General features: G+C 73.9%; 17 protein-coding genes and 2 pseudogenes. 13 read left to right on the top strand and 6 right to left on the bottom strand.

Translation table 11 applies throughout. The features are described 5' to 3' along the window. The first annotated feature begins 102 nt into the window (after nucleotides 1-102). Both ACFRAV_RS00300 and ACFRAV_RS00305 read left to right on the top strand, forming a co-directional pair. Entirely contained in the window at nucleotides 103-1,437 is a 1,335-nt protein-coding gene (locus tag ACFRAV_RS00300) for an ABC transporter substrate-binding protein (RefSeq protein ID WP_382549906.1), read from the top strand. Between the two features lie 186 nt (nucleotides 1,438-1,623). After that, entirely contained in the window at nucleotides 1,624-2,982 is a 1,359-nt protein-coding gene (locus ACFRAV_RS00305) for a polysaccharide lyase family 1 protein (protein WP_382549908.1), read from the top strand. Nucleotides 2,983-3,182: 200 nt separating this feature from the next. Here ACFRAV_RS00305 and ACFRAV_RS00310 read toward each other — a convergent pair whose 3' ends face one another. Continuing rightward, nucleotides 3,183-3,953, bottom strand: a complete 771-nt coding sequence (locus ACFRAV_RS00310; protein WP_382549911.1) for an IclR family transcriptional regulator — start codon at nucleotides 3,951-3,953, stop codon at nucleotides 3,183-3,185. Nucleotides 3,954-4,096: 143 nt separating this feature from the next. On the opposite strand from ACFRAV_RS00310, the pseudogene ACFRAV_RS00315 reads away from it, so the two are divergent. Beyond that, nucleotides 4,097-5,620 (top strand): annotated as a pseudogene (locus ACFRAV_RS00315) (aldehyde dehydrogenase (NADP(+))); the annotation flags it as partial. A gap of 265 nt (nucleotides 5,621-5,885) precedes the next feature. Here ACFRAV_RS00315 and ACFRAV_RS00320 read toward each other — a convergent pair. Next, the gene (locus ACFRAV_RS00320; RefSeq protein WP_382549913.1) at nucleotides 5,886-7,448 is read right to left on the bottom strand and encodes a sodium:solute symporter family protein; all 1,563 of its coding nucleotides are present in this window, start codon (nucleotides 7,446-7,448) and stop codon (nucleotides 5,886-5,888) included. 237 nt (nucleotides 7,449-7,685) lie between these two features. Here ACFRAV_RS00320 and ACFRAV_RS00325 point away from each other — a divergent pair. The 5 genes and pseudogenes from ACFRAV_RS00325 to ACFRAV_RS00345 all read left to right on the top strand — a co-directional run. Continuing rightward, a pseudogene (locus tag ACFRAV_RS00325) lies at nucleotides 7,686-7,925 on the top strand (barstar family protein); the annotation flags it as partial. A 61-nt stretch (nucleotides 7,926-7,986) separates the two neighbouring features. Next, nucleotides 7,987-8,127, top strand: coding sequence for a hypothetical protein (locus ACFRAV_RS00330; RefSeq protein WP_382550277.1), 141 nt, complete (start codon nucleotides 7,987-7,989; stop codon nucleotides 8,125-8,127). A 93-nt stretch (nucleotides 8,128-8,220) separates the two neighbouring features. Then, a complete protein-coding gene (locus tag ACFRAV_RS00335; protein WP_382549915.1) occupies nucleotides 8,221-8,724 on the top strand; it encodes a pyridoxamine 5'-phosphate oxidase family protein in 504 nt (167 codons plus the stop codon). Nucleotides 8,725-8,729: 5 nt separating this feature from the next. Then, nucleotides 8,730-9,662: an alpha/beta hydrolase gene (locus tag ACFRAV_RS00340; protein WP_382549917.1), complete on the top strand. Its 933-nt coding sequence runs from the start codon at nucleotides 8,730-8,732 to the stop codon at nucleotides 9,660-9,662. 51 nt (nucleotides 9,663-9,713) lie between these two features. Continuing rightward, on the top strand, nucleotides 9,714-10,685 hold the full coding sequence (locus ACFRAV_RS00345; RefSeq protein ID WP_382549919.1) for an SDR family NAD(P)-dependent oxidoreductase: 972 nt from the start codon (nucleotides 9,714-9,716) through the stop codon (nucleotides 10,683-10,685). Here ACFRAV_RS00345 and ACFRAV_RS00350 read toward each other — a convergent pair. Together ACFRAV_RS00350 and ACFRAV_RS00355 are read right to left on the bottom strand one after the other, a co-directional pair. Beyond that, nucleotides 10,661-11,446, bottom strand: a complete 786-nt coding sequence (locus ACFRAV_RS00350; RefSeq protein ID WP_382549921.1) for an aminoglycoside adenylyltransferase domain-containing protein — start codon at nucleotides 11,444-11,446, stop codon at nucleotides 10,661-10,663. The two genes, ACFRAV_RS00345 and ACFRAV_RS00350, sit on opposite strands and share 25 nt — an antisense overlap. Before the next feature lie 188 nt (nucleotides 11,447-11,634). Further along, on the bottom strand, nucleotides 11,635-11,886 hold the full coding sequence (locus ACFRAV_RS00355; protein ID WP_382549923.1) for a hypothetical protein: 252 nt from the start codon (nucleotides 11,884-11,886) through the stop codon (nucleotides 11,635-11,637). An 88-nt stretch (nucleotides 11,887-11,974) separates the two neighbouring features. Here ACFRAV_RS00355 and ACFRAV_RS00360 point away from each other — a divergent pair, with 88 nt between their 5' ends. From ACFRAV_RS00360 to ACFRAV_RS00370, 3 genes are all read left to right on the top strand, one after another. Beyond that, complete coding sequence (locus tag ACFRAV_RS00360; RefSeq protein WP_382549925.1) at nucleotides 11,975-12,415, top strand: SRPBCC family protein; 441 nt, start codon at nucleotides 11,975-11,977, stop codon at nucleotides 12,413-12,415. 85 nt (nucleotides 12,416-12,500) lie between these two features. Further along, nucleotides 12,501-13,445 (top strand): aldo/keto reductase, encoded by a 945-nt coding sequence (locus ACFRAV_RS00365; RefSeq protein ID WP_382549926.1) that lies wholly within the window; start codon nucleotides 12,501-12,503, stop codon nucleotides 13,443-13,445. Next, nucleotides 13,442-14,116 carry an acetoacetate decarboxylase family protein gene (locus ACFRAV_RS00370; protein WP_382549928.1) on the top strand — a complete coding sequence of 225 codons (675 nt, stop codon included), beginning with the start codon at nucleotides 13,442-13,444 and terminating at the stop codon, nucleotides 14,114-14,116. The genes ACFRAV_RS00365 and ACFRAV_RS00370 overlap by 4 nt, the downstream gene beginning before the upstream one ends. Here the strand turns inward: ACFRAV_RS00370 and ACFRAV_RS00375 are convergent. Further along, entirely contained in the window at nucleotides 14,070-15,056 is a 987-nt protein-coding gene (locus ACFRAV_RS00375; protein ID WP_382549930.1) for a helix-turn-helix transcriptional regulator, read from the bottom strand. The two genes, ACFRAV_RS00370 and ACFRAV_RS00375, sit on opposite strands and share 47 nt — an antisense overlap. Nucleotides 15,057-15,206: 150 nt before the next feature. Here ACFRAV_RS00375 and ACFRAV_RS00380 point away from each other — a divergent pair, with 150 nt between their 5' ends. After that, nucleotides 15,207-15,761: a DinB family protein gene (locus ACFRAV_RS00380; RefSeq protein WP_382549932.1), complete on the top strand. Its 555-nt coding sequence runs from the start codon at nucleotides 15,207-15,209 to the stop codon at nucleotides 15,759-15,761. 42 nt (nucleotides 15,762-15,803) lie between these two features. On the opposite strand, the gene ACFRAV_RS00385 is transcribed toward ACFRAV_RS00380, so the two are convergent. Next, nucleotides 15,804-16,415, bottom strand: a complete 612-nt coding sequence (locus tag ACFRAV_RS00385) for an RBBP9/YdeN family alpha/beta hydrolase (RefSeq protein ID WP_382549934.1) — start codon at nucleotides 16,413-16,415, stop codon at nucleotides 15,804-15,806. Nucleotides 16,416-16,614: 199 nt separating this feature from the next. Between ACFRAV_RS00385 and ACFRAV_RS00390 the strand changes: the two genes are divergently transcribed. Then, nucleotides 16,615-17,223 (top strand): DinB family protein, encoded by a 609-nt coding sequence (locus tag ACFRAV_RS00390; RefSeq protein WP_382549936.1) that lies wholly within the window; start codon nucleotides 16,615-16,617, stop codon nucleotides 17,221-17,223. The last annotated feature ends 15 nt before the right edge of the window (nucleotides 17,224-17,238 follow it).

The raw sequence follows: 17,238 nt of genomic DNA on the forward strand, positions 1-17,238 counted from the left end.
GCGCACCGACCGGCGGACCCGAGCACCACCGCATCGCACCACGCACCGCATCACCGCGTCACCGCACCACAAGGAACCCCTTTCACGAGAGAAGAGCCGAGCATGAGAGCGACGAATCACCGGAACCGGAGAACGACCGCAGCCGTGGCGCTGGCCGCGGTGTTCGCCCTGACCGCCACCGCCTGCGGCGACGACGGCAGCGCGGGCGGCGGCGACGAGGGCTCCGGCAAGGGCACGATCACCTTCTGGGACAACAACGGCGGTGTCCGCACCCCCGTCTGGGAGAAGATCATCGCCGAGTTCGAGAAGAAGAACCCGGACATCGACGTCAAGTACGTGCCGATACCCATCACCGACGTGCAGTCGAAGTACGACACGGCCATCGCCGGCGGCGGCCTGCCCGACGTCGGCGGCGTCGGCACCGCGTACCTGGCCAACATGGTCGCCCAGGACGCCCTCGAGCCGGTCGGCGACCGGCTCGAGGGAAGCGCGCTGAAGGGCAAGCTCTCCGAGCAGATGGCCGAGAGCGTCAGGTCGGCCGGCGGACGCGGCGACGAGATGTACTCCGTGCCGACCAGCGCCAACCAGGGCACCCTCTGGTACCGCACCGACCTGTTCGAGGCGGCCGGCGCCGAACCGCCCACCAGCTGGGACAAGTTCTACGAGGCCGCCGAGAAGCTCACCGACGCGAAGAAGAACAAGTTCGGCTTCACCATCCGCGGCGGCGCCGGCTCGGTCGCCCAGGCGCTCGACATGATGTACGCCCAGTCCGGCATCGACACCTTCTGGAACGGCGACAGGACCACCGTCAACGATCCGAAGAACGTCGCCGCGCTCGAGAAGTACGTCGGCCTCTACAAGAAGGCGACGCCCGAGGCCGACCTCAACAACGACTTCGCCAAGATGGTCGCCCAGTTCGGCCAGGGCGACATCGGCATGCTGCAGCACAACCTCGGCTCCTACGGCGACCACGTGAAGGCGTTCGGCAAGGACAAGGTCGAGGGCATCCCGCTGCCGCCGTCCGCCGAGGGCAGCCCGCGCACCATCGTCTCCAACCCGGTCGACGGGCTCGGCCTGTTCAAGAGCAGCAAGAACAAGACGGCCGCCTGGAAGTTCATCGAGTTCGCCGCGTCCCACGAGATGAACAGCCTCTGGAACCAGGAGGCCGGCTCCATCCCCGCCAACACCGAGGCGTCCGGCGACACCTGGATCAACGAGGTGAAGCCGGTCAAGGCGGCCATGGAGTCCCTCAACGACCCCGGCACCAAGGTCGTCCAGCTGCCGTACTACCTGCCCGACTGGAACAACATCAGCAAGGCCGACACCGAGCCGGACTTCCAGAAGCTGCTGCTCGGTGAGATCAGCGCGAAGGAGTTCACGGACAAGCTCGCCGGACTGCTCGACGACGCCCAGGCGGAGTGGAAGCAGCAGCAGTGACAGCGCGGCGGGCGGGGCGTGACCTCACCCCCGCCCCGCCGCCGCTCCTGCCACCGCCGGCGCAGCCCCCCCGCACCCGGGCGCGGGCACCGTCCCCGCGCCCGCGGCCCGGGCCTCCACCCGGCGCACCCCCACCGGCCGAACGGACCACCACACCTCGCTCAACTCCCCTCCTCAGGAGCCGCAATGCGCAGTCAGTCACGTCCGGCACGTCCGGCACGTCCCGCACGCCTCGCCAGAGCGGCCCTCGTCGGCTGCACCGCGCTGACCCTGGCCGTGACGTCGGCGGGGGCCGCCGGCGCCGCGCCGGGTGACCCCGCCCGCCAGGTCCTCCCGCAGCACGACGGCTGGGCCGCCGCCGACGGCGGCACCACCGGAGGCGCCGCCGCCCGCCGCGCGCACGTGTACACCGTCGACACCTGGGCCGAGCTCAAGGCCGCTGTCGGCAACGGGGACGCCACCCCCAGGATCATCCGGGTCGCGGGCACGCTCGACGCCAACAGCGACGCCTCCGGCAGGCCGCTGAGCTGCGCCGACTACGCGACGGACGGGTACTCCCTGGAGGGCTACCTCGCCGCCTACGACCCCGCCACCTGGGGGAAGGCCGACCCCTCGGGGCCGCAGGAGGAGGCGCGCCTGGCCTCCGCGGCGCGCCAGGCCGCGCAGATCCGGCTGAACCTCGGGTCGAACACCACCCTCGTGGGCGTCGGCGACCACGCCAGGCTGCTGGGAGCCAACGTCCAGGTGCGCGACGTGGACAACGTGATCGTCCGCAACCTCACCTTCGAGGACACCTTCGACTGCTTCCCGCAGTGGGACCCCACCGACGGGGCCGAGGGCAACTGGAACTCCGAGTACGACAGCCTGGTGGTGTACGGCTCCACCCACGTGTGGGCCGACCACAACACCTTCACCGACGGCCGCCGGCCCGACGCCGCCCAACCCCGCTACTACGGGCGGGAGTTCCAGCAGCACGACGGGCAGCTCGACGTGGTGCGCGGCGCCGACCTGGTCACCCTCTCCTGGAACGTCTTCGCGGACCACAGCAAGACCATCCTGATCGGCAACAGCGACAGCGCGACCGCCACCGACCAGGGCAAGCTGCGCGTCACCCTGCACCACAACCTGTTCCGGGACACCGGGGAGCGCACGCCGCGCGTGCGGTTCGGCCAGGTCGACGTCTACAACAACCACCACCTGGTCAAGGACCCGGCGGTCTTCGGCTACGCCTACGGCGTCGGCAAGGAGTCGGCGATCCACGCGGAGAAGAACCACTTCACCCTCCCCGCGTCCGTCCCGGCCGGCGCGGTCCTGCACAAGTGGAGCGAGGCGCCGATCACGGCGGAGGACAACTTCGTCAACGGCGCGGAGGTCGACCTGATCGCGCGGTACAACGCCGAGCACCCGGACGCCGTCCTCCGGCGGGACGCGGGCTGGAGCCCGGAACTGCGGGCCCGGGTCGACGAGACCGGCGACGTGCCGGGGTTCGTCGCCCGGTGGGCCGGGGCGGGGCAGCTCGACGAGTGCGAGCCGCACGAACTCTGACGCCGCCCCCGATCCCGCGCGCGGCGCCCACGGGCTCGCCCGGCCCCGGATCCCGAGCAGCGACGCCACCGCCTGGCCCCGCCTCGTCGCGCGCGCCGCCCTCCGAGGAGCCGCCTGAGGAACCCGGCGCCCGGGTGTCCCCGGCGGACCCCGGCGCCGGTCAGACCGGGCAGTCCGCTGGGCCCCGTGGGCGGCGGGGTTCAGAGCCGGCGGGTGGCCAGGGTGAGCCGGTCGCGTGCGTCGAACAGGGCGTCCACGATCGACTGCTCGTGGGTGCCGGTGAGCCGGGCCACCGGCACCGAGCAGCTGATCGCGTCGCGGGCCGGGGTGCGCTGGGGGACCGCCACACCGAAGCAGCGCAGCCCCAGCGTGTTCTCCTCCCGGTCCACCGCGAACCCCCGCTCGCGCACCTGGTGCAGCTCCTCGATCAGCTGCTCCCGGTCGGTGATGGTGTGCTCGGTCAGCGCGGGCAGCGTCTGCGGCAGCAGCTCGCGCACCTGCTCGTCGGTGCGGGTGGCCAGCAGCGCCTTGCCGAGCGAGGTGGAGTGCGCCGGCAGGCGGCGGCCGACCCGGGTGAAGGGCCTCAGGTAGTGCTGGGACTGCCGGGTGGCCAGGTACACCACGTTGGTGCCGTCGAGCCGGGCGAGGTGGATGGTCTCCGTGGTGTCGTCGGAGAGCCGGTCCAGGGTCGGCCGCGCCGCCGCCACCACCTCGTCCCCGTCGATGTACGAGGTGCCGACCAGCAGCGCCCGCACCCCGATGCCGTAGCGCGTTCCGGTCGCGTCCGTCTCCACCCAGCCCAGCTCCACCAGGGTGCGCAGCAGCATGTACAGGCTGGACTTCGGGTACCCGACCGCCTCCTGCACCGCCGCGAGGCTGTGCATGCCGGGGAGCTGGGCGAAGTACTCCAGCAACTCCACGGTCCGCACCGCGGACTTGACCTGTGCGCCACCCGTCTCGGCAGTCGACATGCCTCTTGACCCCTTCGAAAGCCCGCAAATAGAGTTCCTGACATTCATACACAGGAACGCCGTTCAGAATAGCGAACGCACACCGGTCGGCCCCGGCCGTCGCGGCGGACCGGCACACCGGCAGGAACCGGAGGACCCCCACCGTGACCGCAGCACCAGTCTGGAGCGTCGATCCCCGAACCGGGAAGCGCCGGGAGCAGGTCGCCCAGGAGGCCGCGCCCGAGGACGTGGACCGCGCCGTACGCGCGGCCCACGGCGCCCGCGCGGCACTGGCCGAACGCCCGGTGCGGGCCGCCCTGCTGCGCACCGCCGCCCGCCTGCTGGACGAGGCGCGGGACGAGGTGGTCGCGACGGCCGACGCGGAGACCGCCCTCGGCGCGCCCCGCCTCACCGGCGAACTGGCCCGTACGACGGCACAGTTGCGCGCCTTCGCCGACATCGTCGAGGAGGGCGGCTTCCTCGACGTGCACATCGACCACGCCGACGCCACCCGCACCCCGCCGTGGCCCGACCTGCGGCGCTGGAAGGTGCCGCTGGGCGTCGTCGCCGTCTACAGCGCGAGCAACTTCCCGCTCGCCTTCTCGGTGCCCGGCGGCGACACCGCCAGCGCACTCGCCGCGGGCTGCCCCGTCGTCGTCAAGGCCCACCCGGACCACCCGGCCACCTCCGAGCTGTGCGCCTCGCTGCTGCGCCGGGCCGCCGCCCAGGAGGGTCTGCCGGAGGACGTCGTCGTCCTCGTCCACGGCTTCGACGCCGGCGTCGCGCTCGTCGGGCACCCGCTGGTCGCCGCCGCCGGTTTCACCGGCTCGGTGCGCGGCGGCAGGGCGCTGTACGACGCCGCGGCCGCCCGGCCGGCCCCCATCCCCTTCCACGGCGAACTCGGCAGCCTGAACCCGGTCCTGGTCACCGAAGCGGCCGCGGCCGAGCGGGGCGAGGAGATCGGGGCCGGGCTCGCCGCGTCGATGACCCTGGGCACGGGCCAGTTCTGCACCAAGCCGGGCTTCGCGCTGATCCCCGAGGGGGCGGCGGGCGACGGCCTGGTCAAGGCGCTCACCGAGGCGGTCGCCGGCGCCCAGGGCGGCGTGATGCTCGACCACCGGATGCGCGAGGCGTTCCTCGCCGGGGCGGCCGAGCGGGCCGCGCTCCCCGACGTCGAGGCGCCGGTGGCCCCCGGCCCGGACGGCGACCACGGCGTCGCGGCGGGCTTCCTGACCGTCCCGGCGAGCCGGCTGGCCTCGGGGAACACGCACGAGGCCCTCCTGGAGGAGTGCTTCGGCCCGGTCACGGTCGTCGCCCGCTACGGCGGCGAGGACGAGGCGATCACCGTCCTGCGCGCCCTGCCCGGGAACCTCACCGCGACCCTCCATCTCGGCGCCGACGAGGCGGCCGGCGCGGACGGCCGGGGTGCCGCCCTGCTCGGACTGCTCACGCCGCTGGCCGGCCGCGTCCTGGTCGACGGCTGGCCCACCGGCGTCGCCGTCGCCCCCGCCCAGCAGCACGGCGGCCCCTACCCGGCCACCACGTCCACCTCCACCTCGGTCGGCGGCACGGCGATCGAGCGCTGGCTGCGGCCGGTCACCTACCAGTCCACGCCGCAGGCGCTGCTTCCCCCGGAGCTCCACGACGACAACCCGCTCGGACTGCCGCGCCGGGTGAACGGCCGCCCCGAAACCGGCAGTTCGCACCCCGCGCCCCGCGCCGACGCGGGACCCGGCCCCGACGCGACCGCCGACGGCGCCTCGGGAGCCTGACGGCCGCCCGGCCCATCCCGTGGCCACCACCCGCGGCCCGGCTCCCGTGCGGAGCCGGGCCGTCGGCCGTCGCGTGCCGGAACCGCGGTGGCGGTACCCCGGACGTGACGCGCCGCCGGCCGCCCCCGTGAGGGGACGGCCGGCGGCACGGGTGGACGGAACTGCGGTTCGGAGGGGCGGGTCAGCGGGTGACGACCGTGTCGGCGACCGCGTCGCCGTCGGACGCGGGCGGCTCACCCTCGAACCTCGCCTCCAGGGCCAGGCGTTCGGCCTCGGTCGGTTCGCTGTTCAGGGAGTCGATCAGCGCGTCGCGCGCCGCGCTGCCCTGCGGACGGATGAACCCGACGACCACGTACAGGGTCAGCGAGGTGAGCACCGGCAGACCGACGTTCATGGTCTGCGTGGCGTCCTCCACACCCCAGTACAGGAAGGCCCACACCGACAGGCCGCCCGCCCAGGAGGTGATCGCGGCGACCGGTCCGTGCCGCCGGAACCACGGCAGCAGACCGAGCATCAGCGGGATGGAGATCGGCCCCATCGTGGCGGCGACGATGCTCACCACCACCGTCATGATGAAGCCCTTCGGGTCGGCGAAGAGCGCGAAGGTCATACTGACCGTCACGAACGCGACCGTGGTGATCCGGGCGAACGTCAGCTGCCCCGCCTGGGTGAAGCGCCGCACCCGCGGCACCAGCACCGGCGCCAGGTCACGGGTGATCACGGCCGTGATGACGTTGGAGTCGGAGGCCACCATGGCCATCGTGTGCGAGAAGAACCCGGCGAGCAGCAGTCCGATCACACCGGTCGGCAGCAGCGCCTGGGCGAGCATGATGTAGGACTGCTCGCCGTTCTCGATGCCGGGCACCACCAGCGGGGCCGCGATCATCGGCACGAAGAGGATGAACGGCCACACGATCCACAGCGCGCTGGAGAGCAGCGCCGACCGCCTGGCCCGGGAGCCCGACGGCGCCGCCATGTAGCGCTGCGCCAGGTTCCACATGCCGCCGTTGTACTCGAAGGTCTTGACCAGCAGGAACGCCATGATCAGCCCGGAGGTGACCGGTCCGGCGACCGGATCGCCGTGCCCCTTCGGCAGGTCGCCCCACATCGTCCAGAGGGTGGCGACACCGTCCAGGTGCGCGAAGAGCGCGAACAGCATCGCGAAGCCGGCCACCGCCTGGATGACGAACTGCCCGAAGTCGGTGAGGACGTCGGCCCACAGTCCGCCGAAGGCCATGTAGAACATGGTGCAGACGCCGGTCAGCGTGATGCCCCAGCCCAGCGGGATGTCCGCGAACCCCTGCAGCAGCACGGCGATGGCGACCCACTTGGCGGCGATGTCCACCACCTTCAGCGCCGCGCCGCTGTAGGCGAGGACCTGTTGGGTGGGGAGGTTGTACCGGACGGCGAGGTAGGCCAGCGGCGAGTTGACGCCGTGCTTGGCGCGCAGCCGGTTCCAGCGCGCGGCGAAGACGAAGGCGCCGATGCCGATGCCCACGCCGATGGTGAGCGGCCACCAGAAGTAGACGGTGACGCCGTAGTCGTACGCGACCGCCGCGAAGGTGACGAACATGATCGCGCTGTAGCCGGACATGTGGTGCGAGATCCCGGACAGCCACCACGGTATGCGGCCACGGGCCGTGAAGAAGTCGGCGATCGTGTGGATGCGTTTCCTCGACCACAGGCCGATGCCGACCATCACGAAGAAGTACGCGCCCAGTACGACCCAGTCCAGTGCGGCCATCTCGGCTCCTCGCGTTCATGGACATGAATAAAGGACATGTTCTTGAATGGGTGACGTCACGGTAGGAGCGTCGTGATGGAGCGTCAATACGATGAGCAGCGCGACTTTCCACGAGTCCCGACGGCGTGGCGTCGGACGTTGTGTTCAGCAGCCTGAACGGGCCACCGGCGCCCTCGCCCGCGTGCCGGGTCGCACGTTGACGCGGACCCGGAACAGGGAGTCCCATGGCGCAGGGCGTTGCCCGTCGCCGAGTGGGAGTGGGACCCGTGTTCGATCTGTGCAGGCCGCACCTGTGACGCCTTCGCCGCCGTACTCGGGTTCCCCGGCTACTTCGGCCGCGACTGGGACGCGCTGGTCGACTGTCTCGACGACCTCCACGCGCACGACACCGGCGGTGAGGGCATCGTCGTCGTGCACGGCGCCGACGTCCTCCTCGGTGCGAAGGACCTCAGGATCCTCGTGTCGGTCCTCTGCCAGGCGGCGGACCGCGCCGGCACGGACGTCGACCTCGACGGCCGTCCCCGGGGAGTGCCCGGCGGTGATCGAGCACTTCGTCTTCCTGCTGGACGAGGTGGGGGCCGAGGAGTACGCCGAACGGATCGAGGACCCGGACCTGGTGGTCGGGACCGCCGACGGCTTCCTCACCGTGACCTTGAACCTCGCGGTGTGGCGTCCGTGATCCGGGGGCGGCCGGACCTAGGTCCGACGACCGGGTCGGTTTTCGGTCCGCGGGCCGGGGCGTGGGGCGGGGCCGGTGGCTAGCGTGCTGGGTATGAAGACGGTGGAGCCGCCCCGCGGCATGGAGCGACGCACGCGTGACGTCCTCGCGCGGTTCGCGGAGGAGACGGACGTCTGGGTGGCGACCGCGGACACCCGCGGGGCGCCGTACCTGGTGCCGCTGTGGTTCGTCCGTCACGACGGCAGCTTCTGGCTCGCCACCCGGCCGGCCACGCCGACCGCCCGCAACGTCGGCGCCGTCGGGCGCGTGAGGATGGCGCTGGGGGACACGCTGGACGTGGTCCTGGTGGACGGGGACGCCGAGGTGCTCACCTCCTCGCAGGCGCCCGGAGCGGCGGCGGACGCGTTCACCGCCAAGACGGGCTGGGACCCGCGGAAGGATGCCAGGCAGTACGTGTGGATCCGGGTGCGGCCGCGGTCGGTCGAGGCCCGCAACGGGGAGCACGAGATGCGCGGGCGCTGGGTGATGCGGGACGGCGTGTGGGCGGTGGACGCGGGGAGGACCGCTGTACGGGAGGCGGGGCCGCCCGTACCGTGACCGGCATGAGGCCGGAGCAGCTGCACCCCGCGATCAGGAACCGCGTCCGCTTCCTTCCGAGCATTCCCGCCGGACCTCTCGGACGCCGGATAGGACGGGCGGTGCGGGCGCGCCTGCCGGAGACACGGCTGCCCGAGGGAGTGCTGGCGGGGACGGTCGGAGGCCTGCCCGGCGGACCCCTGCGGCTGTACACGCCCGCGCCGGGCCGGCAGCGCACCGGGGCCGCCGTGCTGTGGATCCACGGCGGCGGTCTGGTCAGCGGGGCGGCCGTGCAGGACCACCGGTGGGCGGGCCGCCTGTGCGACGCGCTCGGCGTGGTCGTGGTGTCCGCCGAGTACCGCCTGGCCCCCGAACACCCCTGCCCGATCCCCCTCGACGACTGCCACGCGGTGTGGGAGTGGCTGCTGCGGCACGCCGACGGCCTGGGCGTCGACACCGCCCGCCTCGCGGTGGGCGGCCAGAGCGCGGGCGGCGGACTGGCCGCGGCGCTGGCGCAGCGGCTCCACGACGAGGGCGGCGTCCAACCGGCCGCCCAGTGGCTGTTCTGCCCCATGCTCGACGACCGGACGGCCGCCGACCGCACCCTCGACGCGGTCCGCCACCCGGTGTGGGACAACCGCAGCAACCGCGAAGGCTGGGCCTCCTACCTCGACGCCGAGCCCGGCTGCCCCGAGACCCCGCGCTACGCGGTGCCCGCCCGGCGCGAGGACCTCACCGGGCTCCCGCCGGCCTGGATCGGCGTCGGGGACGCCGACCTCTTCCACCAGGAGTCCCGCGACTACGCCGCACGCCTCGAGGCGTGCGGCGTCGACACGGTGCTCGACCTGATGCCGGGCGCCCCGCACGGCGTCGAGACGCTCGCCGGCGAGGTGCCCTGGGTGCGCGCGTACGTCCGGCGGGCCCAGGACTGGCTGGCCGGGCGGCTCACCGCGAACTGACAGGGCGTCGACGGCGGGGAACCCCTGACCTGCGCCGATCGTTGGGCGGACGTGAACGCATCGTCATCGGCCGCCCCGGGCCGAGAGCTCGCAGGCCCGCCCGTCGCCGTCGTCACCGGAGGGGCCCGGGGGCTCGGGCTCGCCCTCGCCGAGCGGTTCGCCGCCGCCGGTCACCGGGTGGTCGTGGGCGACCTGGAGGGCGAGGCGCTCCGCGCGGCCGCCGCCCGGCTCGGCGACGACCACCTCGCCGTCGCGGCCGACGTCACCCGGCCCGAGGACACCGCCCGCCTTGCCGAGGCCGCCGTCGAGCGCTACGGGCGGCTGGACGTCTGGGTCAACAACGCCGGAGTCCTCGCGGACGGTCCGCTGGCCGAGCAGGACCCGGGCCTCGCCGCCGCCATGAGCCGCGTCAACCTCGACGGCACCGCGAACGGCTGCCGGGCGGCGCTCGGTGTGATGCTGCCGGCCGGCCGGGGTCGCATCGTCAACGTCTCCAGCCTCACCGCCCTCAAGCCGCTGGCCGGCCTGGCGCACTACAGCGCCACCAAGGCCGCGGTGGCCGCCCTCTCCGCCGCCCTCCACCGGGAGGTGAAGGGCAGCGGGGTGCGGGTGACCGCTGTGCTTCCGCACCTGCTGGACACCCCGGCAGGGTCCGGCCTGCGCGCCCGGCCCACGGCCGCGCTGGCGCCCGAGCGGGTCGCCGGCCTGGTGGTACGGCTGGTCACGCGGGGCAGCCGACGGCAGTCGGTGTGCGTGCCCTGGTGGGCCGGACCGGCACTGCGTCCCGCCGCGTTCCTGCCGGGCGTGCTGCGTGACCTGCTCGACGACCTGATGCGGCTCGACGAGATCGCGCTGGGCCGCGACACCCGCCGCCGGGCGCGCTACACCGCGGAGTTGCGCGCCCGGTACGGCGGGGGAGCGGCCCGCCCGGTCCCGGCGGAGCGGCCGGCGGCCACGGCGGGGCGGCCGGCCGCCGCGGGACAGCCGGCCGCCGCGGATCAGCCGGCGAAGGACTCCGCGTAGGAGGCGAAGGCGTACGTCGCCTCCACGGAACCCGGCCGCGGCGGGTCGGCCGGGTCCCAGCCGCGGCCGCGGTCCTCCAGCACTTGCGTGAGCAACGGCCGCCACCGAGGCGCGAGTTCGGCCGCGCCCCAGGCCAGCGCGCCCGGCTTGGACGCCACCTCGCCGGTGCTCAGCGAGTACAGCATCCGGCAGTACGTCGTCACCGTGTACCGCTGGGTCCAGGCCAGGTCGAAGGACGCCCAGGTCCGGATGGAGTCCAGCAGCCCCGGCAGTTCGGCCCGCGCCTCGGCGCGCACCGCCCCGGGCGGGACCTCGTCGACCACCTCGGTGACCGCGGGGCCGGCCAGGGTGATGCCGTGGTGACGCAGGATCCACCGGGCGTGCGCGCTGTTGCAGTGGGTGTCCCAGGTCAGCTCCCGGTGACCGTGGTTGTTGAACAGCCACGGCGTGCCGAGACCCGCGACGTCGCGCAGGGAGGCGGTGTCGGCGTAGGAGCCCTCCAGGTGCCGCGTCCAGTGGCCGGCGCGCAGCGGAATGCCGTCGTGGAGCCGGCGCAGCGCCGACTCCGTGGCGCCGGACGGCAGGCGCGTGGTGGCGACGACGAAGTCGCAGTCGCTGTGCCGGTCCCCGGCGCCGAGGGCGAACGAGCCCTGCAGGTAGGCGCCGACGAAGGTGTCGCCGAGGATGTCGCGGACCGAGCGGGTCAGGTCGCCGAGGAGCGCGTCGAGCTCCTCGAAGGGGGTGAAGCGGGTGGGGTGCATGCGGAAGTCTCCGTGCCCGTGTGAGTGCCGATGGACGGTTCGCGGGCGCGGCGGAAGCAGGGGGCGCACCCGGTCCGGGTGACGGACCGGGGCCGGACCGCCGCGCTCAGAGGGCGCGGCGGGTGCGGTACGCGGCGAAGCAGCAGGAAGCCATGCGTGCAGGGTAACTCCCCGCACCTCGCGCCGGGTCAGCTGCGGCGCCGTCCGCGAGCGGGACCGTCCGGCGACGGGAGGGGCGGCGTGCGCTCCGTCTGCACCCGCACCTCCTGGTAGGCCTCGTGGGAGGTGACCCGGAACGCCTCCTCCCAGGACGCGAGCGCGGCGGAGGCCGCGGCGCCGGCGGTGCCCCGTCGACGCACCCGGCGGGCCAGCCGGGCGAAGGCGGCGACAGCGGCGGCCAGGCCGCCGAGCACCAGCAGGGGAGGCAGGAGAACGTCCATACGGCGATGAGCCTAGCCGGGTGCCGGTTCCGGGCAAGGAGTCCTAGGGTGGAGTCCGCACGACCGATCGCGGACGACGGGGAGAGCGATGGGGCCGCAGGTCATCGAGCACACCGGGCACACCACGGCCGCCCCGCGCGTCGTGCACGCGCTGCTGCGGGACGGGGCGGGGTGGCCCGTGTGGTCGCCGCTGGAGTCGTTCACCCTCGAGTCCCCGGCGCCGGGCGGGGGCGAGGGCGTCGGCGCGGTGCGGGTCTTCCGGACCGGGCGGCACGTCTCGCGGGAGCGGATCGTGGCCAGCGAGCCGGACCGGCACTTCGCCTACGTGCTGCTCTCCGGGCTCCCGCTGCGGGACTACCGGGCGGACGTCGTGCTGACTCCCGGCGCGGACGGGGGCACGGAGATCCGGTGGCGGTCGGTCTTCCGGGCCAAGGTGCCGGGGACCGGGTGGATCTACCGGTGGGCGCTCGGCAGGTTCGTGAAGGACGTCGTCGAAGGGCTGGCCCGGCACGCGGCGACCGCCGGCTGACCGCCCCGGAACGCGGCGACCGCCGGCTGACCGCCCCGGCGGCGTGCGGGCCACCGCGGGAGCCGCTCTGTGCGATCATCCGCCGATGACCTCCCTGCCCCCGCACCCCGTCACCGCCGAGGCGTCCGGAACCTGGACCCTCGGTGACCTGCCCGTGCGCCGGATCGGCTTCGGCGCGATGCGGTTGCCCCAGACCGGGACCGCCCTGATACCCGACGCCGTCCCCCGTGATCGCGGCGCGGCGATCACCGTGCTGCGCCGCGCGGTCGACCTCGGCGTCAACCACATCGACACCGCCGACTTCTACTTCTCCCCGCTCCGTTCGGCCAACGAGCTCATCAACAGCGCGCTCGGCGGCCCCTATCCGAGCGACCTGGTGATCGCGACCAAGGTCGGGCCGCGACGCGCCGCCGACGGCACCTGGGCGGCCGCCGCCACGCCGTCGGAGCTGCGGGGCCAGGTCGAGGAGAACCTGCGCCGGCTCGGGCGCGACCACCTGGACCTGGTGTACCTGCGGATGATGGGCCAGGACTCGGCGGCCGACCACTTCGGCGCGCTCGCCGAGCTGCGCGAGGCGGGCCTGATCCGCCACCTCGGGCTCTCCAGCATCCGGCCGGAGCACCTCGACGAGGCCCGGCAGATCGCGCCCGTGGTGAGCGTCCAGAACCCCTACGGTCTCGGATACAACACGCGCCAGGCGGAGTTGGCGGCCCGCTGCGGTGAACTGGGCATCGCCTTCGTGCCGTTCTACAGCCTCGCCGGCCCGGCCAAGGAGGACGGACGCGGTGACGGCGAGCTGCCGGAGGTCACCGCGGTCGCCCGCGCGCACCAGGCCACCCCCGCCCAGGTCCGCATCGCCTGGACCCTCGCGCAGGGACCGCAGATGCTGACCATCACCGGCACCGGCGACCCGGACCACCTGGCCGCCAACGTGGCGGCAGGAGGGATCCGCCTGTCGGACGAGGAACTCGCCTCCCTCGACCGGGCCCACCGCCGCGGCGACGCGCGGCCGGGCACCATGGGGGGATGAGCGAAACCGAACCCTTCCCGCCCGAACCGTGGGACCTGCGGGGCCGGATGCACATCGGTCTCCGGCGGGTCCGTCCGAGCAGGCTGCCGAAGTGGCCGCTGCCCGAAGGGGTGCGTCCGCTGGACGTGGGCGGACGCCGTCTCCTGCTGACCTTCTGCGTCGACTACTCGCCCGAAGGGACCCTCGCCTACCGGGAGTTGCTGGTGGCGCTCGCCGTCCGGCAGGGGCGGCGGATCGGGTGCACGGCGGTGGCGGTGTGGGTGGACAGCGAGCAGTCCAAGGCCGGTGGCCGCACTCTGTGGGGCATCCCCAAGGAGATCGGGCACTTCACCTGGGAGCCCGGCGCGGGCCCGCCGGGCACGGAGCACGTGACGCTCCGGGCCCCGGGGACGGGCGAGGTCCGCGCCGCGTTCCGGCCGGGTCGGACGCTGCCCCGCCGACTGCCCGTCCGGCTGCCCATCCGCACCCGGCTCCTTCAGGAGGTGGACGGGGAGGTGCTGGCCGTCCCCGCCCACCTCACCGGCAGGCCCGCGCCGGCCAGGACGTCCTTCCGCCCCGACCCCGCGGGGGAACTCGCCTTCCTGGGCGAGGGCCGCCCCCTGCTGGCGTTCACCCTGGAGGACTTCAGGTTCCGGGTCGGGTTCCGGCCCCCGCGCGAGCGGCTCGGCTGAGGCGGGCGCCCCACTCGCGCGCCTTCTCCACCATCTCGGGCGGGCCGACGACCTGGAAGTCCGCCCCCGCCATGCCGACGGCCGTCACCGCCCAGTTCAGGTCGTCCGTGGTCAGCTCCACCCGGCAGCGGGGGCCGTCCAGCGCCTCCACCCGGCACCAGCGGCCGATCCGCTGCCGGACGGCGGCCGCCGGGGCGTCGACCAGCACCTCCACCCGGTGCGGGCGCGGCAGGTTCTCCAGCCCCGCCCTGACTAAGGCCGCGGCGTCGGCGGCGGGAAGCTCCCTGGGGCGGAACCGGTCGCCGGTCGCCTCCGGGGAGCTGAGCCGGTCGAGCCGGAAACTGCGCCAGTCCGCCCGGTCCAGGTCGTAGGCGACCAGGTACCAGCGCCGGCCCAGCGGCACCAGACGGTGCGGCTCGGCATGGCGCTCGGTGCGGGTGCCGTCGGCGGCGCGGTAGCCGAACAGGAGCCGCTCCTCGTTCCGGCAGGCCAGCGCCACCGTGGTCAGCGCCGAGGGATCCACCGCGGGGCCCTCGCCGTCGCCCCACCGGACCGGAACCGTCACCTCGTGCAGCGCCTCCACCCGGCGGCGCAGACGGGCGGGCATCACCCTCACCACCTTCGCCAGTGCCCGCACGGACGACTCGGCCATCCCCTCCACCGCGTTCTGCGCCGCCGCCTGGAGACCCAGGACCAGGGCCACCGCCTCCTCGTCGTCGATCACCAGCGGCGGCAACGCGGCCCCGGCCGCCAGTTGGTAGCCGCCGTCCACCCCTCGGTTCGCCTCCACCGGGTAGCCCAGCTCGCGGAGCCGGTCGACGTCCCGGCGCAGCGTCCGCGCGGAGACGCCCAGCCGGCCGGCCAGCTCGGTCCCCGGCCAGTAGCGGTGGGTCTGCAGCAGAGAGAGCAGCCGCAGGGTGCGTGCACTGGTGTTCGCCATGTCATCCAGTGTGGCGGCGATTGCGGACAGATTCCGGCCGCAATGCGATCTAGCGTGGATCGTGTCCTGGGACGACGAGGACGAGAACGAGGGGGACGCCGGCGTGCGGCGCCCGTTCCCCTGAGCACGACGAACGAAGGCGATACCGAGATGAGCGTCGAAGAAATGATCACGTCCGCAGACACCGTGGGAACCCTCGACGGCGAGCGCGCCGACATCCTGGAGATGCTGGTCCGCCACCGCGATTTCCTGCGCATGACCGTGCGTGACATCACCGACGAGCAGGCCCGCCTGCGGCCCACCGTGAGCGAACTGAGCCTCGGCGGGCTGATCAAGCACGTGGCCTCGGTGGAGACGGCCTGGGTGGACTTCATCCTCGAAGGACCCTCCGCGCTGGGCGACTTCGAGAACATGACGGAGGCCGACTGGGAGAAGCGGGCCGCGGACTTCCGGATGCTTCCCGACGAGACGCTGGCCGGGCTGCTCGAGGCCTACGACCGGGTGGCGGCCCGGACCGACGGCCTGGTGGCCACGCTGCCCGACCTGGACGCGAGCCGGCCGCTGCCCAGGGCCCCCTGGTTCGAGGGGGACCGCAGCTGGTCCGCCCGGCGGGTCTTGCTCCACATCGTCGCGGAGACCTCCCAGCACGCCGGGCACGCCGACATCATCCGCGAGACCCTGGACGGCGCGAAGACGATGGGCTGACCCGACGGTCCGGCCGGCTCGACGGGTCGCTCACCGGGTCGCTCAACGAGTCGCGCCCACCGGGGAGTCGGCGGCGGGGGAGAGGCACCAGTCGAGGAGGGCGGACCAGGGGCCGTAGCCGGAGTCCGGGTTCAGGTGGGCGGTGCCGGGCAGGACGTCCGCGGGCACCGCCGCCGGGCGGGCGTAGGCCGCGTCCGCGCCCTCCACGCAGTACGGGTCGTCGTCGGCGCAGACCACCCGGGTGTGCCGGGCCGCGGCGCCCAGCTGGGCGGGGGTGACCGGCGGCGCGGTGAACGCGGTGATCTCGGGGGCGTCGCGCAGGAAGGCGGGCCCGGGCGGCGCGATCAGCAGCACTCGGTCCACGGCGTCACGGACCAGGCCGCGGTCGACGGCGTGCAGCCAGGCGCAGCAGGCGAGGCTGTGACACAGGACGGTGCGACGCCGGGCGCGCAGCGAGGCCAGGTACCCCTCGAACTCCGCCAGCCAGACGTCCAGGCTCGGTTCGTCGGGGTCGGGCAGCTGGGGATACACCACCTCGTGCCCCAGACCGGCGAGCCGGTCGGCCAGCCAGTGCTGCCAGTGGTCGGCCGGCCGGCGGTTCTGCCAGCCGTGCAGGATCAGGAAGCCCTGCTCGGGCGTGCTGTCGTCGCTCATCGCCCCATGATCGACCGCCGCCGGACGAGGCGTCCAGCGCGGTCCGCCAGACGAACGGCCCCCCACACGGCCCCCGTGCCCGGGCGGCCCGCGTGTGGCCGACGCGTGGCCGACGAACGACACGGACGGAACGGGTGCGCCGGGTGCGCCCGGGGCGCGGCATCCAGGACGCGGCCGCCCGCCGCCCTACGGTGGAGGAATGTCCATCGACTGGAACCACGAGCTGGTCGAGCAGCTCGACCGGCACTGGCGTCACCAGCTGCGGCCGCGACTGGCCGGCCTCACCGACGACGAGTACTTCTGGGAACCGGTGGGAGGCTGTTGGAGCGTGCGTCCGCAGGGCATGAGCACCGCTCCGCTCGCGGTGGGCGGCGGCGCGTTCACCATCGACTACGCCCACCCCGAGCCCGACCCGCCGCCGGTGACCACCATCGCCTGGCGGCTGGGTCACATGGTGGTCGGCGTGCTGGGTCTGCGGGTCGCCGCGCACTTCGGCGGACCGGCCGTGGAGTACGCGGCCTTCCCCTGGGCCGGCACCGCCGACCAGGCCCTCGCCCAGCTCGACGAGGCGTACGCGGCGTGGACGGCCGGGGTGCGGCGCCTGGGCGAGGAAGGGCTCGCCCGCCGCTGCGGCCCCGCGGAACACGACTTCGCCGAGTACCCGATGGCGTCGCTCGTCCTCCACATCCACCGCGAGATGATCCACCACGGGGCGGAGGTCGCGCTGCTGCGCGCACGCCAACCCACACACCGGCCCCGCGGCGCCCACCTCGGGACCCGCCCCCCCGCCGGGAGGGGCCGGGGGTAGGGCGGGTCAAGTTAT

The sequence above is a fragment of the Streptomyces sp. NPDC056600 genome (genome assembly GCF_042792855.1).
Classification (GTDB): domain Bacteria; phylum Actinomycetota; class Actinomycetes; order Streptomycetales; family Streptomycetaceae; genus Streptomyces.